Origin of the sequence: Janthinobacterium aquaticum (assembly GCF_009208565.1) — a bacterium.
Classification (GTDB): Bacteria; Pseudomonadota; Gammaproteobacteria; order Burkholderiales; family Burkholderiaceae_D; genus Janthinobacterium.
Genome location: NZ_WFLK01000012.1, coordinates 52,557 through 75,469, shown reverse-complemented (window position 1 = coordinate 75,469; position 22,913 = coordinate 52,557). Strand labels below are relative to the sequence as shown.

Here is a 22,913-nt window from a genome sequence, read left to right as displayed (position 1 = left end):
CAAGGTGGCGTGTACGGTTAATTCATGACATTCAATTCTTCTGTGCGACGTGGTGGGTAGGTTTCCCACTTGTTGCAGCCGGGGCAGTGCCAGTAGAACTGGCGCGCCTTGAAGCCGCAGTGGCTGCACTGGTAGCGCGCCAGCTTCTGCGTATAGCCGTGCACCAGGTTCTTGACCATCGACAGCTCGGACCAGATGGCGGCTGGCGCGTCCATCATGCGCGCTTCGAGCAGTTTGTCCAGGCCCAGCAAGGTTGGCGTACGGCGCAGTTCGGCGCTCACCAGCTGCTTGGCCGCGTCGACGCCATCGAGTTCGATCACGGCCTTGAACACCACCTCGATCAGGTCGATCGACGATGCGTCTTCGAGGTAGGACTTGAGCAGGTTGACGCCTTCCTGCGGGCGGCCGACCTTGGTGTAGCCGTCCATCAGCCGCTGCGCCACCAGCGCCACGTGCGGCACGCTTTGCTGTTCGACGCGGCGCCATGTCAGCAGTGCGCCTTCAACGTCGCCGCGCGCCAGCAGCACGTCGCCCGTCAGGATAGTGGCGCGCACGCTCTTGCGGTCGGTCTGCAGCGCTTTTTCCAGCAGGGGCATGGCCTCGTCAGGCTTCATGTGCACCAGCGCATCGTGCGCCAGTTCGCAATAGAACTGCGCGATCTCCTTCTGGCGCGCACCGGCGCCAGACTCCTGCAGACCCAGCGCCGCTTCGATGGCGCGCGGCCACTCCTTTTCACGCTGGAAGATTTCCAGCAGCGCGCGACGCGCCTGCACGCCGTATTGCGTATCGAGCAGGCCGTTGAAGGTTTCTTCGGCGCGGTCGAGCAGGCCGGCCTTCAGGTAATCCATGCCCAGCTCATAGGCGGCATGCGATTGCTGCTCCTGCGGCAGGTCGGGACGCGCCAGCAGGTTCTGGTGCACGCGGATGGCGCGCTCGGTCTCGCCACGGCGGCGAAACAGGCTGCCCAGTGCAAAGTGCATGTCGGCCGACTCGGGATCGAGCTTGACGATCTCGATAAAGGAGTCGATGGCCTTGTCGTGCTGCTCGGTCAGCAGGAAATTGAGGCCCTTGAAGTAATTGCGCGGCAGGCTGCGCGATTCCGACACCAGTTGATTGATGTCGACGCGTGCGGCAAGCCAGCCCAGCGCAAAAAACACGGGGATACCCAGGAGCCACCAGAATTCATATTCCATGCGATTGTTTTTATTCGTGTAAGAGAGAAATGACAGGACGGTCGCGCTTACTGCGCGTTCACGCCGTCCGGTTGAGGCGCCACATTGACGCTGCTGCCGACCGTTTGCAATGCCGCGATCGTGGTTTTCTGCTTGCTCGCTTCACGCCGGTGACGAAACACGGTCGGCGTCAGGGCCAGCACGCCCAGGCTGGCGCCGGCTACAAAAAAGCCGAGCAACATCAGTACCAGGGGGCCGCGAATTTCATAATTGAGGAAAACATGCAGGTCGACCACCTGCGCATTCTTCAAGGCAAAGTTGAAGAACAGGACGAAAAGTACAATGCCAACAATGGTGGAAATGATTTTCATCGATACGTCCAGAGATAACGGTACAAGTGTTGGTGCCCGTATGGCACAAACTAACGTAATAGTAACAAAAAAAAGCGGCATCCAAGGACGCCGCTCTTTGTTTCCGCCTTCCAGCAGATGATTAATCCTCGATGATAGGTTGCCCCACCATCGCGTCCACCCGCTCGCGCAACTGTTTGCCAGGCTTGAAGTGCGGCACCCGTTTTTCAGGCACCATCACCTTGTCGCCCGATTTCGGGTTGCGACCGATGCGTGGCGGACGGCTGTTCAGCGAAAAACTGCCAAAACCGCGGATCTCGATGCGTTGACCGGTCGCCAGGGCGTTGGTCATCGCATCGAGAATGGTCTTGACGGCATACTCCGCATCTTTCGCCACCAGCTGAGAATAACGCTCAGCAAGGCGGTTGATCAGCTCGGACTTTGTCATCTGCCAGGTTCCGAAAAGTCTTAGTTCTTGTTATCGAACTTAGCTTTCAACAAGGCGCCCAGGCTGGTGGTGCCCGAAGCTGCGTTGTTGTCGGTAGCTGCCATTTTCTGCATTGCTTCCTGGGTTTCAGCGCTGTCTTTTGCTTTGATCGACAGTTGGATCGAACGTGCCTTGCGGTCGATGTTCAGAACCAGGGCTTCAACGCTGTCGCCAACTTTCAGGTGCGTGCCAGCATCTTCAACGCGGTCGCGCGAGATTTCCGATGCGCGCAGGTAGCCTTCAACTTCTTCGGACAGTTGGATCACGGCGCCTTTAGGCTCAACCGATTTAACGGTACCGGTTACCAGCGAGCCTTTGTCGTTCATGGCTGCGAAGTTGTTGAATGGGTCACCTTCCAGTTGCTTGACGCCCAGGGAAACGCGCTCGCGCTCAACGTCGATGGCCAGAACGATGGCTTCCAGTTCGTCACCTTTCTTGAAGCGACGTACGGCTTCTTCGCCGGTTTCGGTCCACGACAGGTCCGACAGATGCACCAGGCCGTCGATGTTGCCAGCCAGGCCGATAAATACGCCGAAGTCGGTGATCGATTTGATCGCGCCTTTGACTTTATCGCCCTTCTTGTGGGTTACGCCGAAGTCGTCCCATGGGTTGGCTTTGCACTGTTTCATGCCCAGCGAAATACGACGACGCTCTTCGTCGATTTCCAGAACCATGACTTCCACTTCGTCGCCCAGTTGGACAACTTTGTTAGGCGCCACGTTTTTGTTGGTCCAATCCATTTCGGAAACGTGCACCAGACCTTCGATGCCTTGTTCCACTTCAACGAACGCGCCGTAGTCGGTCAGGTTCGTTACTTTACCGAACAGACGGGTGCTTTGTGGGTAACGACGGGACAGACCGGTCCAAGGATCGTCGCCCAGTTGTTTCACACCCAGCGAAACACGGTTTTTCTCTTGATCGTATTTCAGGACTTTGGCGGTGATTTCCTGGCCAACCGTCAGAACTTCCGACGGGTGACGTACACGGCGCCATGCCAGGTCGGTGATGTGCAGCAGGCCATCGATACCGCCCAGATCCACGAACGCGCCGTAGTCGGTGATATTTTTGACGACGCCAGTCACAACCGTGCCTTCTTTCAGCGTTTCCATCAGTTTCTGACGCTCTTCGCCCATCGAAGCTTCGATGACGGCGCGACGCGACAGAACCACGTTGTTACGCTTGCGGTCCAGTTTGATAACTTTGAATTCGAGGGTTTTGCCTTCGAATGGGGTGGTGTCTTTGACAGGACGGGTGTCAACCAGCGAGCCCGGCAGGAATGCGCGGATGCCGTTGGTCAGCACGGTCAGACCGCCTTTGACTTTACCATTGACGGTACCGACGACGATTTCGCCCGATTCCATCGCTTTTTCCAGAGCCAGCCACGAAGCCAGACGCTTGGCTTTATCGCGCGACAGGATGGTATCGCCGAAACCGTTTTCCAGCGATTCGATCGCCACGGAAACGAAGTCACCAACTTTGACTTCCAGTTCGCCGTGGTCGTTCTTGAATTCTTCGACAGGGATGAATGCTTCGGATTTGAGGCCGGCGTTAACGATCACGAAATTGTGGTCGAGGCGCACGACTTCAGCGGAAATAACTTCGCCGGAGCGCATATCTTGACGCGACAACGATTCCTCGAAGAGCGCAGCAAAACTTTCCATACCGGTAGATTCGTTAGTTGTAACAGTAGACATAGGGTTCACACTTGTTATCCAGCAGGGGTCGCACGATGCGACTTAAACTGGGTTAGGTTTTCGACACACCCGAAAAGGCGATGCCGTTTCCGGGCACCACATAGCGACGAATCGCTATTTTGCAACAGCGCCGTACCATTTCAGCACGGCCGCGACGGCTTCATCAGCCGTCATGGCCGACGTATCGAGCACATGCGCACCCTCTGCCGGAGCCAGCGGCGCGATCGCACGGTGAGTATCACGTTCGTCTCGCGCCTGCAAATCCATCAGAAGGTCTTCCATAGTAGCAGAAAATCCTTTGTCTATCAATTGCTTGTAGCGCCGTTGCGCACGCGCCTCGGCACTGGCGGTCAGAAATACCTTCAATTGCGCATGCGGAAAGATCACCGTGCCCATATCGCGCCCGTCGGCTACCAGGCCCGGCGTCTTGCGAAAACCGAGCTGCAGGCTGACCAGCGCCTGGCGCACAGTGGGCAGCACGGCAATCCTGGAGGCGGTATTGCCGACCAGTTCGGCGCGAATCTGCTCGGTCACGTTTTCCTGGGCCAGCAGGATTTCGCCATTGGCAAAATGCACCGGCAGGTGCTCGGCCAGCTTGGCCAGCGCGTGCTCGTCGCGCAGGTCGGTATCGCGGCGCAGCGCCGACAGCGCCGTCAGGCGGTACAGCGCGCCCGAGTCGAGATAATGAAAGCCGAGCGCGTCGGCCACGCGGTGCGCCACCGTGCCCTTGCCGGAAGCAGTGGGGCCGTCGATGGTAATTACGGGGATATGGGATGTGGGCATGGTTTTTTGTCACTTATAAAACGAGACCCAAAACAACGACTGGGGTCGGACCCTCAGGGTCCGACCCCGGCAGTTGTCTTGGGTTAAATCAAACTATCCTTGGCAATCCCCGCAAACGTCTCGAAATACTCGGGGAAGGTCTTGGCGACGCATTTCGGGTCGTTGATGCGGATCGCGTTGCCGCGGCGCGCGGCGCCGTCGAGCGAGGCGAGCGAGAAGCACATCGCCATGCGGTGGTCATCATAGGTATCGATGGTGGCCGGCAGGATTTCCTCGGGCGGCGTCACGCGCAGGTAGTCGGCGCCCTCTTCCACTTCGGCGCCCAGCTTGCGCAGTTCGGTCGCCATCGCGGCCAGGCGGTCGGTTTCCTTGACGCGCCAGCTGGCGATATTGCGCAGCGTCGAGGTGCCGTCGGCATACAGCGCCGCCACCGCAATCGTCATGGCCGCATCGGGGATATGGTTGAAGTCGAGGTCGACCGCCTTTAACGGGCCGTTCGAACGCGCTTCGATCCAGTTCTCGCCCATGGTGATGGTGGCGCCCATCTGCTGCAGCGCGTCGACAAAGCGCACGTCGCCCTGGATGCTGTCGCGGCCCACGCCTTCGACCCGCACCGGGCCGCCGCCAATCGCGCCGGCCGCCAGGAAATACGAGGCCGAAGACGCGTCGCCTTCAACATGGATGGTGCCCGGGCTCTGGTACTGCTGGCCCGGCTGCACGGTAAACGACTGCCAGCCGTCCTGTTCGACCGTCACGCCAAAGCGGCGCATCAGGTTGAGCGTGATCTCGATATACGGCTTGGAGATCAGTTCGCCGATCACCTCAATGGTCACCGCATGGTCGCGCGCCATCAAGGGCGCCACCATCAGCAGCGCCGTCAGGAACTGGCTCGATACATTGCCGCGCACGGCGATCTTCTGCGCATGGATATGGCCGCGGCGGATGCGCAGCGGCGGAAAGCCGTGCTCGCCCGTGTATTCGATCTGCGTGCCGACGGCATTGAGCGCGTCGACCAGGTCGCCGATCGGCCGCTCGTGCATGCGCGATACGCCATGGAGCGTATAGTCGCCGCCGATCACGGCCAGCGCCGCCGTCAGCGGACGAATCGCAGTGCCGGCATTGCCCATGAACAGGTCTGCTTCGTGGTTGGGCAGCACGCCGCCGCAGCCTTCCACATGATGTATCTGGTGCAGGCTGGCCGCATCCAAACTCTGGTCTTGCTCCTGCTGCGTCCATTTGACACCCAGCGAGGTCAAGGCCGTCAGCATCACGAAGGTGTCGTCCGAAGCCAGCAGGTCGATAATCGTGGTCTTGCCCTTGGCCAGTGCGGCCAGCAGCAGCACGCGGTTGGAAATGCTTTTCGAGCCGGGCAGGCGCACCGTGCCTTCGGTGTGCATCACCGGCGTCAGATCGAGATGGTGGGGGTAGTGCTTGGTATGGGGCATGCTGGAATCCTTGATTGGTATGCTTTATTCTGTGGGTGATGCCGACGCAGGCAGCTCGGCCGCCTCGATCGCCTCGATCCACTGCTGGCGGGCGTGCTGCGCGCTGGCGTACACCGTTTCAATGGCCGCGCCGTCCAGCGTGGCCAGGTGCGCGCGCAGGCTGGTCAACTGCGCCAGGTAGGCGTCCAGTTCATGCAACAGCGCCGGCTGGTTGGCCAGGCTGATGTCGCGCCACATTTCCGGCGATGAGCCGGCAATGCGCGTAAAGTCGCGAAAGCCGCTGGCCGCGTACTGGAACAGCAGCGGCGCATGGGGCTTGTTGGCGATGTCGTCGACCAGCGCAAAGGCCAGCAGGTGCGGCAAATGGCTGACGGCGGCAAACACCTTGTCATGTTCTTCGGCGGTGAGCGTGTGCAAAATGGCGCCGCAGGCGCGCCAGGCGCCCGCCACCTTCGCCACATCGGCGGCAGCGTTTTCCACCAGCGGCGTCAGCACCACCTTCTTGCCACGGTACAGGTCGACGATGGCCGCATCGGGACCATTGGTTTCGCGTCCGGCAATCGGGTGACCGGGCACGAACTGGGCAACCTTGTCGCCCAGCGCGGCGCGCGCCGCTGCCACCACGTCGCTCTTGGTACTGCCGGCGTCGGTGACGATGGTGCCCGGTTGCAGGTGCGGCGCAATCGAGGCCAGGATGGCGCCCGTCTGCGCCACCGGCGCGGCAAGCAGCACCAGATCGGCGCCGTCCAGCGCCTGCGCCGGATCACTGCCGATTTCATCGATAATGCCCAGCTCCAGCGCGCGCGCCATCGACTGCGGCGAGCGGCCCATGCCGACCACCGTGCCGACCGCGCCCACCTGCTTGAGGGCGCGCGCAAACGAGCCGCCGATCAGGCCGACGCCAAAAATGACGATCTTGTTCAAGGCAGGCGTGGCCATGGGGTCAAGCCAGCGCTTTCGTCAGCGCGGCGATAAAGATCGCGTTTTCCTGCGGCAGGCCGATCGAGATGCGCAGCCACTGCGGCAGGCCGTAGCTGCCGACCGGACGCACGATCACGCCCTGTTTCAGCAGCGCCAGGTTGATGCGCGCGCCGGCCTCGTCGTCGTTGCCGACCTTGACCAGCACGAAGTTGCCATACGATGGCACATATTCCAGACCCAGCGCCTCGAACGCTTCGGTAAATTGCTGGTAGCCGGCAGCGTTGTTGCGCGCGCTTTTTTCCAGGAATTCACGGTCCGACAGTGCTGCAATCGCCGCCGCCTGCGCCATGCTGTTCACGTTGAACGGCTGGCGGATGCGGTTCATCAGGTCGGTCAGGGCTGGCTGGGCAATCGCAAAGCCGATGCGCAGGCCGGCCAGGCCGTAGGCTTTGGACAGCGTGCGCGAAACGATCAGGTTCGGATACTGGCGCACCCAGGCGGTCGATTCGTACTGGTCGTCAGCCGACAGGAATTCGTTATAGGCTTCATCGAGCACCACCACCACGTGCTGCGGCACTTTCTGCAAAAACGCTTCGATCTGCGCAGCCGTCAAAAAGGTGCCGGTCGGGTTGTTCGGGTTGGCGATAAACAGCAAGCGCGTATCGTCGGTAATGGCCGCTGCCATGGCGTCGAGATCGTGGCCATAGGCCTGCGCCGGCACCACCAAGTGACGCGCGCCGATGCCCTGGGTGGCCAATGCGTAGACGGCAAACGAGTACTGCGAATACACCACCGCTTCGCCTTTTTGCACGAAAGCGTGGGCGGCAATTTCCAGGATATCGTTGCTGCCGTTGCCCAGCGTGATCCAGTCGGCCGGCACATCATAGCGCTGCGACAGCACGGTTTTAAGGTCGAAACCGTTGGCGTCCGGGTAGCGACCCAGATCGTCGATGGCGGCAATCATGGCCTGCTTGGCCGAGTCGGGCATGCCGTACGGGTTTTCATTCGAAGCCAGCTTGACGATGGACGCCTCGTCCAGCCCGAACTCGCGCGCCACTTCGGCAATCGGTTTGCCGCTCTGGTAAGGAGCGATGGCGCGGACGTATTCTGGACCGATATTTTTTGACATGGTGTGCTTTAAAAAAGTTGGTAATTAATTAGGTTGGTGGTGGTGGTGTTAGTGGCTGTTGTCGGGTTACGCTGCGCTAACCCGACCTACCCGACCTCCCCAACCCACGTGATGTGCGTAGGTCGGATTAGCGCGCAAGCGCGTAATCCGACACCACCACAGACATTACAGGCTCACCGGATACGACCCCAGCACCTTGAAAAACGCCGCATTCGATTGCAGTTCGGCCAGCGCCAGAGCGACCGCGGCGTCATGGCCGTGGCCTTCGACATCGACATAGAAATAATACTCCCAGCTTCCCATGCGCGCCGGGCGCGATTCAAAACGGGTCATCGACACGCCATGCTTGGCCAGCGGCGCCAGCAATTGATACACGGCGCCGGCCTTGTTCGGCACGGCCAGCACCAGGGAGGTCTGGTCCTTGCCCGACGGTGCCGTCTGCAGCGTGCCGATCACGGCAAAGCGCGTGCGGTTGTGCGGGTCGTCCTGGATATGGCCCTTGACCACGCCCAGCTTGTACTGCGCACCGGCCAGTTCGCTGGCAATTGCCGCGACCGTGCCGTCTTCGCCGGCCAGGCGGGCCGCCTCGGCGTTCGAGGCCACGGCGCGCCGTTCGATCTGCGGATAATTCTGGTTCAGCCAGACCTGGCACTGCGCCAGCGCCTGCGAATGGGCGCAGATGACGCTCACGCCCTCCATGCTGCCGCTCTTTGTCATCAGGCTGTGGTGCACGGCAATCGACACTTCACCGCTGATCACCAGGCTCGTTTGCAGCATCATGTCGAGCGTGCGGTTGACCGCGCCTTCGGACGAATTTTCAATTGGCACCACACCGAAGTCGGCGGTGCCCGCTTCGGCCGAGCGGAACACCTCATCGATGGACGCGCACGGCAGGCCCTCGACGGCGCTGCCGAACTGCTGGTAGACGGCCTGTTCGCTGAAGGTGCCGGCCGGCCCCAGGTAAGCCACCGTCACGCGCTTTTCCAGCGCGCGGCAGGACGACATGATTTCGCGGAAAATGGTCTGCACTTCGCGGCTGCCCATCGGCCCCGGGTTGCGCTCGGCCACGCCGCGCAGCACCTGCGCTTCGCGCTCGGGACGGAACACCGGCGCCTGCGTCTCGGCCTTCACATGGCCCACTTCCTGCGCAATCAGGGCGCGGCGGTTCAGCAGTTCGAGGATTTGCGCGTCGATCGCATCGATCTGTTCGCGCAAGGGTTTCAATTTGTCGATCATGGTGGTTTGTTTGGTAGCTGTGTTTCAATCAGTGCCGCGCGGACCAGCCGGCGGCGGGCCGGCGCAGCCGCAATGGCGACTTCAGCGTCCGGCAAACTCGTTCAGGTAATTCACGAGGGCCTGTACCCCCTCGATCGGCATCGCGTTATAGATCGATGCGCGCATGCCGCCGACGGACTTGTGGCCCTTCAATTGCAGCAGGCCGCGCTGTTTGGCGCCGGCCAGGAATGCTTCGTTCAGGCTTTCGTCGCGCAGATAGAACGGGATGGTCATGCGCGAGCGGAAGGCGGGATCGACCCGGTTCTGGTAGAAGTCGTCCGCATCGAGCGCCGCGTATAGCAGCGCTGCTTTCTCTATATTACGCTGTTCCATGGCCGCGACGCCACCCTGGCGCTTGAGCCATTGGAAAACCAGGCCGGCAATATAGATGCCGTAGGTGGGCGGCGTGTTGTACATCGACTCATGCGCGGCCACGTTGGCCAGGTCGAACGCCGACGGGCAGATCGGCAGCGCATGGCCCAATAGATCCTCGCGTACGATCACCAGCGTCAGGCCGGCCGGGCCGATGTTTTTCTGCGCGCCACCAAAGATCACGCCGTACTGCGACACATCGATCACGCGCGACAGAATATGCGACGACATGTCGGCCACGATGGTGGTGCCAGCTGGCACCTGCGGCGCCTGCTGGAATTCCACACCATCGATGGTCTCGTTGGTGCAGATATGCAGATAGGCCGCGCCCGGCGTCAGGCGCCATTCGCTGGCCGGCGCCACGCGCGTAAAGCCGTTTTCCTTCGACGAGGCGGCCACGTTGACCGTGGCGTACTTGCCGGCCTCCTGGATCGACTTGCCCGACCAGGAACCCGTATGCACGAAGTCGATGGTGGCCGGCTGCGCGGCCGCCAGGCCCACCAGATTCATCGGGATAATAGCGTTCTGGCCCAGGCCGCCGCCCTGCAGGAACAGGATTTTGTAGTTGCCTGGGACCGCCAGCAGCTCGCGCAAATCGGCTTCGGCCTGCTTGTAGATGGAAATGAACTCGGGGCCGCGATGGCTCATTTCCATCACCGACATGCCACTGCCATGCCAGTCCAGCATTTCGGCAGCGGCCTGGGCCAGCACTTCCTTGGGGAGAACGGCCGGGCCGGCGGAGAAATTGTAGATGGGGCTCACGATGCTGTCCTTGGCTGATGGTTGGTTCATTGCGACGAAAGCATTTTTTTCACTATCTGCTGCATCACTGCATTAGCCCGCGGCATCATGACGCGCTGGCTGATTGCAACCGAATCTGCGCTCAGCTGAGGGGTGATGCTGATCATCTTCCTGCCCAGTGGCGTAGCATAGAAGGCCGTCAGACCGCGTACTTCATCAAGCGTGTAATAACGCGCATACAAGGGCACCATTTCCACGCGCATTTCCGCGAGCACGGCCGGATCTGTCACCACCTTCCCGAGCTCCGTGACCGCCTCCGGTATGTACTTTTCCAGCACCGCGTTCAATTTTGCTTCATCGCTGGCGCTCAGCTGGCGGCCTGCCTTGGCAGCCTGCGCGGCTGACTGACGCATGATCGTGGGCATCACCTGCAACATCTGATCCATGGTTTTGAGCGCCATGTCATTAAATTGCATGGTATCGAGTAACTGCTCAACGACCACCCGCATTTCGGGCGTGACGTCATCACTGGCACAGGCAGGCACAGTCGTAAAAAGCAAAGCGAACGAGGCAAGCGAAACAGCGAGAAATTTTTTCATTTTATAGACCATCGATAAGGCAATCCATAGCAATTGGGGCTCCCGAAAGAGCCCCAATCATCTTATTCCGGCTGCGCCGGATTCGTCTCGTCGCTCGCCGGGTCGGCCGGAGCGGCGCTTGCTACTGGCGCCGCACCTGCCTCCGTGGTCAGCTCGACTTCGTCGATATCGGTTTCCACCACGCGCTGCAGGCCCGACAGCTTGGTGCCGTCTTCGACTGCAATCAGGGTCACCCCTTGCGTGGCGCGGCCCATTTCGCGGATCTCCGACACGCGGGTACGAATCAGCACGCCGCCAGTGGTGATCAGCATGATTTCATCGGTGGTATTGACCAGCGTGGCGGCCACGACTTTACCGTTACGCTCGCTGGTCTGGATCGCGATCATGCCCTTGGTGCCACGGCCATGGCGCGTGTACTCGAGGATCGGAGTACGCTTGCCATAACCGTTCTCGGTGGCCGTCAGCACCGACTGCTGCTCGTTCTCGGCCACCAGCAGCGCGATCACGTGCTGGCCTTCTTCCAGGTTCATGCCGCGCACGCCGCGCGCCGTGCGGCCCATCGGACGCACGTCGTTCTCGTCGAAGCGCACTGCCTTGCCCGAGTCCGAGAACAGCATCACGTCGTGCTGGCCGTCGGTCAGCGCTGCGCCGATCAGGAAGTCGCCGTCGTCCAGGTCGACTGCGATAATGCCGGCCTTGCGTGGATTGCTGAAATCTTTCAGCGGCGTTTTCTTGACCGTGCCCAGGCTGGTCGACATGAACACATAATGGTCTTCCGGGAAGGTCCGGTTCTCGCCCGACAGCGGCAGGATCACGGTGATCTTCTCGTTGTCCTGCAGCGGGAACATGTTGACGATCGGCTTGCCGCGCGAATTGCGCGAGCCTTGCGGCACTTCCCATACCTTCAGCCAGTACATGCGGCCACGATCCGAGAAGCACAGGATGTAATCGTGGGTGTTGGCAATGAACAGCTGGTCGATCCAGTCTTCCTCTTTGGTGGCCATCGCCTGCTTGCCGCGGCCACCGCGTTTTTGCGCGCGGTACTCGGTAATCGGCTGCGCCTTCATGTAGCCGGTGTGCGACAGCGTTACCACCATGTCCTGCGGCGTAATCAGGTCTTCCGTTTCGAGATCGGTGGCGTTGTGCTCGATCTGCGAGCGGCGCACGTCCTTGTTGCCGGCGCCGTATTCGTTTTTCGCGGCCGTCATTTCATCGGTAATGATGACGGTCACGCGCTCAGGCTTGGCCAGGATATCGAGCAGGTCGGCGATATGTTCCATCACTTCCTTGTACTCGTTGACGATCTTGTCCTGCTCCAGGCCAGTCAGGCGCTGCAGGCGCATCTGCAAAATTTCCTGCGCCTGGTCGTCGGACAGCTTGTACAGGCCGTCGGCCTGCATGCCGTAATGCTTGGGCAGGCTTTCCGGACGGTAGGCGTCGATGCCGCCCGGGGTGTTGCCGTCGCCGGTACGGGCCAGCATCTCGCGCACCACGGACGAATCCCAGGCGCGCGCCATCAGTTCGCCCTTGGCGATCGGCGGCGTCGGTGCTGCCTTGATGATGGCGATAAAGTCATCGATATTGGCCAGTGCGACGGCCAGGCCTTCAAGCACGTGGCCGCGCTCGCGCGCCTTGCGCAGTTCAAACACGGTACGGCGCGTGACCACTTCGCGGCGGTGCGACAGGAAGCACTGCAGCATCTGCTTGAGGTTGAGCAGCTTGGGCTGGCCATCGACCAGCGCGACCATGTTCATGCCGAAGGTGTCCTGCAACTGGGTCTGCTTGTACAGATTATTGAGCACCACTTCCGGCACTTCGCCGCGTTTCAGTTCGATCACCACGCGCATGCCCGATTTGTCGGACTCGTCGCGGATATCGGAAATGCCGTCGAGCTTCTTGTCACGCACGTTGTCGGCGATGCGTTCGAGCAGGGATTTCTTGTTGACCTGGAATGGCAGCTCGTCAATGATGATGGCGATACGGCCACCGTCCTTGCCATACTCTTCGAAGTGGGTCTTGGCGCGCATCACCACGCGGCCACGGCCGGTGCGGTAACCATCGCGCACGCCGGAGACGCCGTAGATAATGCCGCCGGTCGGGAAGTCCGGTGCCGGGATCAGGCTGATCAGCTCGTCGATGCTGCAGTCCGGATTGGCCAGCACGTGCAGCGCGCCGTCGATCACTTCGGTGATGTTATGCGGTGGAATATTGGTGGCCATGCCGACCGCAATCCCCGACGAGCCGTTGATCAGCAGGTTGGGGATGCGCGTTGGCAGCACCGACGGCTCTTTTTCCTTGCCGTCGTAGTTCGGTACGAAGTCGACGGTTTCCTTGTCGATATCGGCCAGCAGCTCGCCGGCGATCTTGTCCAGGCGGCACTCGGTGTAACGCATGGCCGCAGCGGCGTCGCCGTCGACGGAGCCGAAGTTGCCCTGGCCATCGACCAATGTATAGCGCAGCGAAAAATCCTGTGCCATGCGCACCAGGGTGTCGTAGATCGATGCATCGCCATGGGGATGGTACTTACCCATGGTTTCACCGACCACGCGGGCGCATTTGACGTATGGACGATTCCATACGTTGTTCATTTCATGCATCGCGAACAGCACGCGGCGGTGTACTGGCTTCAAGCCATCGCGCGCGTCCGGCAAGGCGCGACCGACAATCACGCTCATGGCGTAATCGAGGTAGCTCTTGCGCATCTCTTCTTCGAGGGAAATGGGGATTGTTTCTTTTGCGAATTGATCCATTGGCGGTTCGACTGATCTCAGGCTGTGGTTAACTTATCTGCTACGCAATGTATGACGCAATACTGCATATCCTAGGCGGCTGTCGTCGTGGAGCGCCTGACAAAATGTGCAAAACGGTGACAAAGTCAAGGGCGAAATGGCTGCTACCCGGCCTGCGGCCCCATCGTGCACTTTTTGCGAGGAACTCCTGACAGTCAAGCGCACGATTTTAGCATGCGCGCCATGTTGTCAGTACAATTTGGCCTGTCAGCGAGAATTGTCATTCCTGCTGGCCATGGCAAGACTTTGCACTGGTGTAGTGCGTCAAAACTATTTGAACGCATGAGAATAGTGCATATTGACAACATTGATTCAAGGCATCTGCCCACAAAACAGGCACAAAACGTAACAAGATGTCACAGGCGCGTCATAATCGGGCATTTCCGTTGCGTATAAACAACGTAGCGTCTAAAATCGCCAAAGCTTTGATTTGCCCACGATCGTGCGCCCCTGAGCCGTGTGGCAAAATGAACGAGAAGTCAATTGCTAGTTTCGCAATCGTAAACAAGCGCAAATGGTCGACATGATAAAATCTCGGCACGCAGCACTTAGTCGCGCCGCGTCGTATTTGCAGATATCACCCCCGAAAGGAAAAAAGAATGAATAAATTTGTAACGCTGTTTTTCGCTGCTTCGGCAGTGATCGCTGGCTCGGCTTCGGCTCAAACCCTAACCTCGCCACCGTTCGCGCCAGTTACCACCGACATCAAAGCACCGACGCCAAAAAGCGCCTACGTGCAAGATGCCCGCGGCGTCATCGTGCGTGACCCATTCGGTCTGTGCTGGCGTACCGGCTACTGGACACCTGCTGACGCAGTGCCAGGTTGCGACGTGCCACTGTGCGTAGAGCCAGAAACCCTGCAAGACGGCAAGTGCGTAGCACCTCCGCCGCCACCAGTGGCTCCAGCTCCAGCACCAGCACCGGCCCCAGTGCCAGTACCAGTGCCAGCACCAACGTCGGAAAAAGTCAGCTTCGCTGCTGATGCCTTCTTCGACTTCGACAAATCGACCCTGAAACCAGAAGGCAAAGCCAAACTGGATCAACTGACCTCGCAACTGGGCAACATCAACCTGGAAGTCATCATCGCCGTTGGTCACACCGACTCGGTCGGCACCGATGCTTACAACCAGAAGCTGTCGGTACGTCGTGCTGACGCTGTCAAAGCCTACCTGGTTGGCAAAGGCGTTGAAAGCAACCGCGTGTACACCGAAGGCAAAGGCAAGAAACAGCCAGTTGCTGACAACAAAACTGCCGAAGGCCGTGCGAAAAACCGTCGCGTGGAAATCGAAGTTGTTGGTACCCGCAACAAGTAATCCCGATGCTGCGACCTTGACTGCCTTGCGCAGATCAAGGCCGGCATGAAAAAACCCCGCTACGGCGGGGTTTTTTTTCGTCCGTGGCTGCCCGCTTTCCCATTTGCCGCTATTATTCGACCTATGAACGCCGACCCTCTAGAAATCCAAAAATTCAGTGAGCTGGCCCACCGCTGGTGGGACCCCACTTCCGAGTTTCGTCCACTGCACGAAATCAATCCCCTGCGCCTCGAATGGATCAACGCCAAGGTGCCGCTGGCCGGCAAGCGCGTGATCGACATCGGCTGCGGCGGCGGCATCCTGGCCGAATCGATGGCCCGCAAGGGTGCCGACGTGACCGGTATCGACCTATCCGAAAAAGCCCTGAAAGTAGCCGACCTGCACAGCCTGGAGTCGGGCGTGTCGATGCGCTACAAGCTGATCGCCGCCGAAGCCATGGCTGCAGAAGAACCGGGCCAGTACGATGTGGTGACCTGCATGGAAATGCTCGAACACGTGCCTGATCCGGGCGCCATCGTGCAGGCATGCGCCACGCTGGTGAAACCAGGCGGCCATGTCTTCATGTCGACCCTGAACCGCAACCCGAAATCGTATCTGTTCGCGGTGCTGGGCGCAGAATACATCCTGCGCCTGCTGCCCAAGGGCACGCATGACTACGACAAATTCCTGACCCCGGCCGAACTGTCGCAATTTGCGCGCAGCGCCGGCCTGGACGTCAACAGCATGCGCGGCATGGGCTACAATCCCTTGACCAAAATCTATTCGCTCAACAACGATACCAGCGTCAATTACCTGATGGCCTGCACCCGGCCACTGTAAGCAACGCCAACTCGACAAGGCGGCTGCGGCCGCTTTTTTTCATTCCAACTTCTGAAGCCCGCCATGACCATCGCCCCCCTGCCAGCCCCGCGTGCCATCCTGTTCGACCTCGACGGCACCCTGGCCGACACCGCGCCCGACCTGGCAGCGGCCATCAACCTGCTGCGCACCCGCGCCGGCCTGCCCGCCACCGCCTACGACATCCTGCGCCCCACCGCCTCAGCCGGCGCACGTGGCCTGATCGGCGCATCCTATGGCATAGGCCCCGGCGAATCGGGCTACGAAGCGCTGAAAGACGGCTTTCTGAACAACTACGAAGCCGCGATGGCAGTGGAAAGCACGCTGTTCGACGGCGTGCCCGCCATGCTGCAAGGCTTGAGCGACCTGGGCCTGGCCTGGGGCATCGTCACCAACAAGGCCGCCCGCTTTACCGACAAGCTGGTCGGCCAGATCGGCCTGGGCGCCGCCGGCTGCGTGATCTCCGGCGACACCATGGCGCACCCGAAACCCCACCCTGCTCCGCTACTGGAGGCCGCGCGCCGCCTGAACCTCGCCCCCGAAGACTGCTGGTACGTCGGCGACGACCTGCGCGACATCCAGGCCGGCCGCGCCGCCCACATGCGCACGGTCGCCTGCGCCTGGGGCTATTGCGGCCCGGTCGAGCCGCTATCCTGGAACGCCGACTACCTGCTCGAAACGCCGCAGGCCTTGCTGGCGCTGGTTACAGAAGTCGTCAAGGGCCGCCAGCTGGCCGCGTGATGGTTGTTGCTGCAGTCACCGGGATTAATTCCAAGCTTTAACGACGCCGTAGCGAACACCCAAGCAAGACCGCCAATATTGCGCTACAATGAAGGTTCTGTGGGGACGACCTGGTTTCGACGTGGGTTGCAAAGCAGCGCAGGGCATACCGAGGGCTGGTTACCTCGTAAATACACCCAGAAAAAACTTAACTGCAAACGATAACTCGTACGCACTGGCAGCTTAATCGCTGCTAGCTCTAGAACACCTCGTCCCTGGGGTGGGCCGTCAAAAGCTCTAGAGTCATTTACAGGGACTCGCGTTCTAATGGGTCACTTAGCGGAACGTTAAATCTAAGGTGAATCGCCTGTCCATAACGTGCACATCCGTGCTGGCCGGGTTAAATTAAATGATAGTGCTAAGTATGTAGAACTGTCTGTAGAGTGCTTGCGGACGCGGGTTCGATTCCCGCCGTCTCCACCACCGGATAAAAAATAAAGGCCCCCGAGCGCAAGCGACGGGGCCTTTATTTTTTATCCCATGCGAAACCGCCGGCATCGAATCCGCGTCCGGCACGGACGCGGGGCGTAGCGGGGAATTCGCCCCGCATGCGGGGCGCCCGCGCAGCGACGTTGCGCTGCAGCGCAACGGCTCCCCGATTCTTCTGACTAAGGAAGCGCCAACGGCGCTTCTGCCTAGTCTCCACCACTGGATAAAAAAGTAAGGCCCCCCAAGCGCAAGCGACGGGGCCCTTACTTTTTTATCCAACGACGAAACAGCCGGGAACCAAATCCGCGTCCGGTACGGACGCGGGGCCTAGCGGGGAATTCGCCCCGCATGCGGGGCACCCGCGCAGCGACGTTGCGCTGCAGCGCAACGGCTACCCGATTCTTCTGACTAGGTTTCTGGTCACACGGTCGTTCCAAACCAGCAATCAGTCTTGCTCAGGCCGTGTCCAAATGGCGGAACTGACACCATGCCCACCCTGTCATCGCAGCGTCTTATTTTGCGCTTGAAAGCGCGATGACTTTTTCCAGCACCGCTTGCAAGGTGTTCTCCACAGATTGCCCCGTCTTGTCAGCGCTGTCCAGGCGCTTCTCGAAGTAGGGCTCGACGGATTGCCTGATCAGCGCCAGCGGTCCCCATTGTTCTATCTGCTCCTGGTAAAGGCCGCCGATACTGTCCCTGAAGCCATCGGGGTAGGCCGATTTTTCCACCACAGGCAGGTCATCGAAATAGTCGAGGATGCCCTTAAATATTTGACGATTGTCGCCGCCATTCGTGATTTTGGCGTACAGGCTGGAAAAATAGGTTTCGTCCTGCCGTTGCAATTCCCCGTACGCGGCATAGCGCTCAGCTTCGGTATAGTCGCCTGAGTCATCGTAGACCACGGCGCTCAGGCTGTTGCGCGCCATGCCCTCAAATGGATTTGGACCATGCTTAGGTGGCTGCCGCGACAGGCCAATCGCATAATCGAGCGACTGCTGGCCCAGCGCCAGGCGATCTGGATTATCGGTCTTTGGCAGCAGGTCTTGCTTGCTGTAGTTCCCTTCCCCAATCAGCAGCCCGAAATCATAAATATCGCGCTGTCCTTTTGCGTACGCCGCCTTCGCCTGGTTGTCGGATGCCGATGCGGGCTGCTCGCCAGCATGGCCGAGGCTGTAAAGTGCCCGTGCCGAGTTCGATATCGAGACGGTTTCAGCAGCGCTTGAGCCGGTATTGCCTGGAGAAGAAGCAAGCGAATTTCCTAGGCGTAATTTTTCCTGCGCGGGAATATTTGCCGGGCTGCTCAGTGTCAATGATTTGATTGAGATAGTCATGGCAATACTCCAGAGTGGAAGATAGCATCTTAACATCGCTTTCAAACGCCGCCGCAGCGGTGGGCCGACGCACGGTAGCGACTCGCCATCGACGTACTTTGGCCTTCTTTGGTTTATCATTTTCCACGCGTATTGTTATCATGAACATTGAAAAGGAGCCAAAATGAAGGACGTTAAAGTGGATGTCCGCGTCAATGTGGACGTCGATGCAGCGAGCGTCGTCCTGCTGCTTGCTTCTGCAGCGATGGCGCTATTTCTGATCAAACAATACCGGCAAGACAAGCTCAAATAATGAGCTTCGCGTCTGGCGCGATCTTCAACGTCAATGGATGGCGATGATTTGGCTGTCGGTGTACCCCACTATTGGATAAAAAACTAAGGGCCCCGAGCGCAAGCGATGGGCCCTTAATTTTTTTATCCAACGACGAACAGCCAGCATCGAATCCGCGTCCGGTATGGACGCGGGGCTTAGCGGGGAATTCGCCCCGCATGCGGCACGCCCGCGCAGCGACGTTGCGCTGCAGGGCAACGGCTACCCGATTCTTCTGATCAGGTTTCAGGTCGCAAGGTCGTTCCAAACCAGCAATCAGTCATGCTCAGGCCGTGTCTGAATGGCGGAACTGACACCATGCCTGTGGACCGGCATCTTGCAAAACGCTGGCGTGCGGTATCGCAACCCTTATCAGACGCGGCACACCTACGCCAGCATGATGCTATCGGCAGGTGAACACCCTATGTGGGTCACAAAACAGATGGGGCACGCTGACTGGACGATGATTGCCAGGGTATATGGGCGTTGGATGCCAGACGCAGATCAAGCGGCCGGATCAAAAGCGGAAACTGTGTTCGGTCTTTAAAAATTAAATCTATAGGTTGGCTCTCATCCAACACTACCTTTCTGACTGAGGGGCAGGAAATGTCCCTTAACTAACCTCCAACGTCTGAATTCACTGGACCTTGCGAGTTGTGCGTAGGTCTAGCGGAATGACAGAGCGGGCGCCTGGCGATCACAGTGCAACTTCCGCCCATAAGAGTTGAACGCTTGGTTTCGCAACGTTCATAACTTCGGTTAGCGTGGGTGGAGACCGCCGGTAGGTTAGATTAAGGGAGGCAAGAAGACGACTGCCGTCCACAAGCTCTACTACGAAGCCCTGTCGCGCTGCCATCGCTTGCTCTTTCTCTACTCCCCGTGTAAATCTAGAAGACGTGACAAGCAATGAGTCCCTAACGCCGTTTATCGCCATCGTTCCAACAAGCTCCCGAAGCACTCGCACCCCAACTTTGTTCTTTGTGTGCTTTATTTACGCATAAACGTCCCCGAGGTACGTGTGATCAAGAATTACGTCGATGCCGCCGTCTTTCGATCTGGCTGTCACGCGAGCATCGTAACCAAACTCTCGGAATACCCCCTTGGTTACATCCTCAAGTACAGCCCATCCCACAGAGGTTCCATTCCCGAACAAGTGGGACTGCATCTCGCTCTCCAGCACGTCTAGTTGTGCATCGTCTGGGCCAGGAGAAAATGTTCGCAGTGCGGCCCCTGTCGCGGTAAGGCTACGAAGCGCGAAGTCTTGCTTAAGGCCGCATGAACTATCCCAGATGTCTTGGGACACAAACCACCAACCGTACAGTTCACAGCACATTACTTTGAGGTACTCAGAATAGTGTCGACCATCTGATTCATCCTTACGGTCCGATACAGCCATGCGCGGACCGTTCGTGCAACACGGACAAATGCTGCTACGAAATACGGACGTAAGTAGCGGTAAGGATTGCGTGTGACTGTTGTACTGCCAAATCGGTGTAGTCATGCTAAAACCGCCAAATACTCAAGCGTAGGGGCGCGAAGCCAGCGTATCAACTTGCAAACAGGTAGGAAATACAGTTCACGATTCATATTTTCACGTATTGTGTGTTGTTCATCCTAATATGAAGTATTTCTGCTATTGGCCGACAGTTACCGTTGCAGGTTGATTGTCCGCATTTTGCCAGCAAAACCTTCAAGATACGTAAAAAATCAAAGTTTACGGTAGGTTCGATTCCCGCCATCTCCAAAACTGAATAAAAAATACGGCCGCTCCAGCGCAAGCGACTGGACCATTTATTTTTATCCAAAGACGAACAATCGGCATCGAATCCGCGTCGGGCACGGACGCGGGGTATAGCGCGGAATTCGCCGCATGCGGGGCGCCCGCACATTGACGTTGCGCTACAACGCAACGGCTCCCCGATTCTTCTGACCATGTTTTAGCTCGCTAAGTAGCTCCAAACATAAATACTCGGACCGTAACTAATGCCCCACTTGACGACCATACAACATCAGCACCCAATGATATAGTGGCGAGATGTCTATACCAAAAGCAACCGCCATGAAAACCACCCCAACCCCTCGCCCACAATCCCCCCAAACCCCTGCCAGACTGACCAAAAGCGACTTCGTCACCGCACTGCGCAAACTGCTGCAGGAAGCCGAAAAAGCCGGCAAGACCAGCGTAGATGTGCGCGCTGCTGCCCTGCACACCGACGTGGGCATTTATCCCGCACGCGGCCACTCGATGCCGACCTGCTGCACGGTAATGTATGAGGAGATGAAGCCTGGTGACGAGATACTGGTGACGCCACCTGGCGGCAAAGGACCTTCGCTGCTGGTACAGTACAAATTGCCGCGCTGAGTATCGCGATCTTGATCTACTGGCGGCGACTCACAGCACTAATTGCCTATATCCGCTGTCGCCTACGGCTGTATTGAAAACGCAGAAAACTTCGAGCATTCAAAAATCAGCCGTTCAAGATGCCAAGGTGGCATCTGCCAACATTCATGCAATTCCCCGCACGCTACACAGTGCACAGAAACATTGGTCTGAAAGCAATGCCGATAGCTATAATGCCCGGCTTGCATCGTCCAATAAAATCTCAAGCAAATGAAAACAGCATTTATCGCCACGCTGGGCTTCCTGTCGCTGCTCGGCACCACAACCGCCCTTGCAGAAAATCTCAACGGCAAAAATCTGTACGTGCAGCGATGCGCCATGTGTCATGGAGCAGATATCAAAGGGACGGGGCCATTGGCCAAAAAAAGCAGCCCTCCCACGCCTGATCTGACCACTGCCACGTTCAAAAAGCGCCTCAGGGACTATCCTGGCGTGATCGTGTCGTCGGTCATACTGCGCCCCAATGGTGACCTGATTCCAAAGACCCTGAAAGAGAATGGCGTCAAAGTGCCGCCGCACGCCTGGACGGTCAAGGATTTTCGCGATTTGAATCACTACATGACTGGCGTGATTTTGAAGTAAACGCAGGCACGAAAATTAAGCAGCAATGTGATGGCACACGTCTGATTGCGGTATCCATGTCGGAATGACGCCTGCAGCGGCGATAGTGCTGAGTTACTTTAGCTATCAATGCAATTGAGTGGACGTCGATATGACCGATTGCGCTGATACAGCGCAAGTCGTTTTTCTGCTTAATGATGAATACTCCATGTTCAAGAAGTAATTCCAAGACTCATTTCGACGAGTGAGGACAAGGCACTGTATAGCCTAAAGGGGGATTTCTCCATGCTTGAACTTCAACCTAAAGATACACGCGGCTACTACATTCTCCCCCAAGCGCCTGAAGACGCCGGCTACTATGTCTATGGGAATTTCAATCGGAGACCTGACTCAGGTCATATGGCACAACACGCCCACCCAAGAATGTTATCGCTGATTTTCTATATTGAACATGCCTGGCAAGCCGTTGATGACCGCAAATTTGGGATTGGAAATATCAGTGCCGCTGGCGGGATATCTTACGATAATCATAAGACCCATCGGAAAGGAATTGAGATGGATATCAGGCCTGTTCGCAAAGACAGACTGATAGGACAAGCTGCCGGTCTGACTTATTTTGACGCACTGTATGATCGCGATGCCACGATCAAACTTGTTCGTTTGTTTTTACAGCACCCTATGGTCACGAAAGTGTTTTTCAACGATGAAAAACTGCAAAAGCAAGTAGGTGGTGGACGCGTGCGTTCGCTGATAGGTCACAATAACCACCTGCACATCGAAATCAGAGGCCATTGATGAATTTGCGCATGGCTTGTTTTTTCATCGCTGCGTTCTTCATCTCTTTTGCAACCGCTACCGACATGCCGCCAACAGCGACTGGCGAACCAAAGCTCATTCGCGGCCACTATCAGATGTATGGCGGCGATTTTGCGGAAATGCTGCCACCCGCTCGGGGCGATACAAAATTGGCGATCACGCTCAAAGGGTCGCTGGCAAAAGAGCTGTTTGCCCAGATCGGTCCCAATGTAAAGAGAATCGACGCCTGCAGTTCTGATGCCGATTACAAAGAGCGGCGCAGAGGAGACCTTTCTTGCATCTACACGAAAAAAGATGGCCATACCTGCTATTTCGGCCTCGATTTAAATACCGGCAAGAGCACGAACGGCGCTATCTGCTAAGACTAACTTTGATCAT

21 protein-coding genes, 1 other RNA gene and 2 pseudogenes are annotated in these 22,913 nt (G+C 58.3%); 10 read left to right on the top strand and 14 right to left on the bottom strand.

The window, feature by feature from the left end:
• Positions 1 to 17: 17 nt before the first annotated feature.
• The 12 genes from lapB to gyrA all read right to left on the bottom strand — a co-directional run bounded on the left by lapB (position 18) and on the right by gyrA (position 13,718).
• Positions 18 to 1,193 carry a lipopolysaccharide assembly protein LapB gene (gene lapB, locus GCM43_RS18345; RefSeq protein WP_152246929.1) on the bottom strand — a complete coding sequence of 392 codons (1,176 nt, stop codon included), beginning with the start codon at positions 1,191 to 1,193 and terminating at the stop codon, positions 18 to 20.
• A 47-nt stretch (positions 1,194 to 1,240) separates the two neighbouring features.
• Entirely contained in the window at positions 1,241 to 1,543 is a 303-nt protein-coding gene (locus GCM43_RS18340; protein WP_152246927.1) for a LapA family protein, read from the bottom strand.
• A gap of 121 nt (positions 1,544 to 1,664) precedes the next feature.
• A complete protein-coding gene (locus tag GCM43_RS18335) occupies positions 1,665 to 1,970 on the bottom strand; it encodes an integration host factor subunit beta (protein ID WP_152246925.1) in 306 nt (101 codons plus the stop codon).
• A 20-nt stretch (positions 1,971 to 1,990) separates the two neighbouring features.
• Positions 1,991 to 3,703, bottom strand: a complete 1,713-nt coding sequence (gene rpsA / locus GCM43_RS18330; protein WP_152246923.1) for a 30S ribosomal protein S1 — start codon at positions 3,701 to 3,703, stop codon at positions 1,991 to 1,993.
• A gap of 114 nt (positions 3,704 to 3,817) precedes the next feature.
• Entirely contained in the window at positions 3,818 to 4,486 is a 669-nt protein-coding gene (cmk, locus tag GCM43_RS18325; protein WP_152246921.1) for a (d)CMP kinase, read from the bottom strand.
• Positions 4,487 to 4,569: 83 nt separating this feature from the next.
• A complete protein-coding gene (gene aroA / locus GCM43_RS18320; RefSeq protein WP_152246919.1) occupies positions 4,570 to 5,931 on the bottom strand; it encodes a 3-phosphoshikimate 1-carboxyvinyltransferase in 1,362 nt (453 codons plus the stop codon).
• A gap of 24 nt (positions 5,932 to 5,955) precedes the next feature.
• Entirely contained in the window at positions 5,956 to 6,870 is a 915-nt protein-coding gene (locus GCM43_RS18315) for a prephenate dehydrogenase (protein ID WP_193315674.1), read from the bottom strand.
• A 4-nt stretch (positions 6,871 to 6,874) separates the two neighbouring features.
• Entirely contained in the window at positions 6,875 to 7,981 is a 1,107-nt protein-coding gene (gene hisC, locus GCM43_RS18310) for a histidinol-phosphate transaminase (protein WP_152246917.1), read from the bottom strand.
• A 165-nt stretch (positions 7,982 to 8,146) separates the two neighbouring features.
• The gene (gene pheA / locus GCM43_RS18305; protein WP_152246915.1) at positions 8,147 to 9,217 is read right to left on the bottom strand and encodes a prephenate dehydratase; all 1,071 of its coding nucleotides are present in this window, start codon (positions 9,215 to 9,217) and stop codon (positions 8,147 to 8,149) included.
• Positions 9,218 to 9,298: 81 nt separating this feature from the next.
• Positions 9,299 to 10,420, bottom strand: a complete 1,122-nt coding sequence (gene serC / locus GCM43_RS18300) for a 3-phosphoserine/phosphohydroxythreonine transaminase (protein WP_152246913.1) — start codon at positions 10,418 to 10,420, stop codon at positions 9,299 to 9,301.
• Positions 10,417 to 10,968, bottom strand: coding sequence for a DUF2059 domain-containing protein (locus GCM43_RS18295; protein ID WP_193315673.1), 552 nt, complete (start codon positions 10,966 to 10,968; stop codon positions 10,417 to 10,419). The genes serC and GCM43_RS18295 overlap by 4 nt, the downstream gene beginning before the upstream one ends.
• A gap of 62 nt (positions 10,969 to 11,030) precedes the next feature.
• Positions 11,031 to 13,718 (bottom strand): DNA gyrase subunit A, encoded by a 2,688-nt coding sequence (gene gyrA / locus GCM43_RS18290; RefSeq protein ID WP_152246909.1) that lies wholly within the window; start codon positions 13,716 to 13,718, stop codon positions 11,031 to 11,033.
• Positions 13,719 to 14,356: 638 nt separating this feature from the next.
• Here gyrA and ompA point away from each other — a divergent pair.
• From ompA to ssrA, 4 genes are all read left to right on the top strand, one after another.
• Positions 14,357 to 15,070: an outer membrane protein OmpA gene (ompA, locus tag GCM43_RS18285; protein ID WP_152246907.1), complete on the top strand. Its 714-nt coding sequence runs from the start codon at positions 14,357 to 14,359 to the stop codon at positions 15,068 to 15,070.
• A 123-nt stretch (positions 15,071 to 15,193) separates the two neighbouring features.
• Complete coding sequence (ubiG, locus tag GCM43_RS18280; protein ID WP_152246905.1) at positions 15,194 to 15,889, top strand: bifunctional 2-polyprenyl-6-hydroxyphenol methylase/3-demethylubiquinol 3-O-methyltransferase UbiG; 696 nt, start codon at positions 15,194 to 15,196, stop codon at positions 15,887 to 15,889.
• Positions 15,890 to 15,952: 63 nt separating this feature from the next.
• Positions 15,953 to 16,648 carry an HAD family hydrolase gene (locus tag GCM43_RS18275; RefSeq protein ID WP_152246903.1) on the top strand — a complete coding sequence of 232 codons (696 nt, stop codon included), beginning with the start codon at positions 15,953 to 15,955 and terminating at the stop codon, positions 16,646 to 16,648.
• Positions 16,649 to 16,749: 101 nt separating this feature from the next.
• Positions 16,750 to 17,110: a transfer-messenger RNA gene (gene ssrA, locus GCM43_RS18270) on the top strand.
• Between the two features lie 518 nt (positions 17,111 to 17,628).
• On the opposite strand, the gene GCM43_RS18265 is transcribed toward ssrA, so the two are convergent.
• A complete protein-coding gene (locus GCM43_RS18265; RefSeq protein ID WP_152246901.1) occupies positions 17,629 to 18,447 on the bottom strand; it encodes a hypothetical protein in 819 nt (272 codons plus the stop codon).
• Positions 18,448 to 18,610: 163 nt separating this feature from the next.
• On the opposite strand from GCM43_RS18265, the gene GCM43_RS26405 reads away from it, so the two are divergent.
• Complete coding sequence (locus GCM43_RS26405) at positions 18,611 to 18,739, top strand: hypothetical protein (protein ID WP_264372661.1); 129 nt, start codon at positions 18,611 to 18,613, stop codon at positions 18,737 to 18,739.
• A gap of 355 nt (positions 18,740 to 19,094) precedes the next feature.
• Positions 19,095 to 19,304: pseudogene (locus GCM43_RS26625) on the top strand (site-specific integrase); the annotation flags it as partial.
• 150 nt (positions 19,305 to 19,454) lie between these two features.
• Here the strand turns inward: GCM43_RS26625 and GCM43_RS26580 are convergent.
• Positions 19,455 to 19,922: pseudogene (locus GCM43_RS26580) on the bottom strand (restriction endonuclease).
• A gap of 894 nt (positions 19,923 to 20,816) precedes the next feature.
• Here GCM43_RS26580 and GCM43_RS18245 point away from each other — a divergent pair.
• From GCM43_RS18245 to GCM43_RS18230, 4 genes are all read left to right on the top strand, one after another.
• Complete coding sequence (locus GCM43_RS18245) at positions 20,817 to 21,119, top strand: HNH endonuclease (RefSeq protein WP_152246897.1); 303 nt, start codon at positions 20,817 to 20,819, stop codon at positions 21,117 to 21,119.
• Positions 21,120 to 21,368: 249 nt separating this feature from the next.
• On the top strand, positions 21,369 to 21,740 hold the full coding sequence (locus tag GCM43_RS18240) for a c-type cytochrome (RefSeq protein ID WP_152246895.1): 372 nt from the start codon (positions 21,369 to 21,371) through the stop codon (positions 21,738 to 21,740).
• 264 nt (positions 21,741 to 22,004) lie between these two features.
• Positions 22,005 to 22,514, top strand: a complete 510-nt coding sequence (locus GCM43_RS18235; protein ID WP_152246893.1) for a hypothetical protein — start codon at positions 22,005 to 22,007, stop codon at positions 22,512 to 22,514.
• On the top strand, positions 22,514 to 22,897 hold the full coding sequence (locus tag GCM43_RS18230) for a hypothetical protein (protein WP_152246891.1): 384 nt from the start codon (positions 22,514 to 22,516) through the stop codon (positions 22,895 to 22,897). The genes GCM43_RS18235 and GCM43_RS18230 overlap by 1 nt, the downstream gene beginning before the upstream one ends.
• The last annotated feature ends 16 nt before the right edge of the window (positions 22,898 to 22,913 follow it).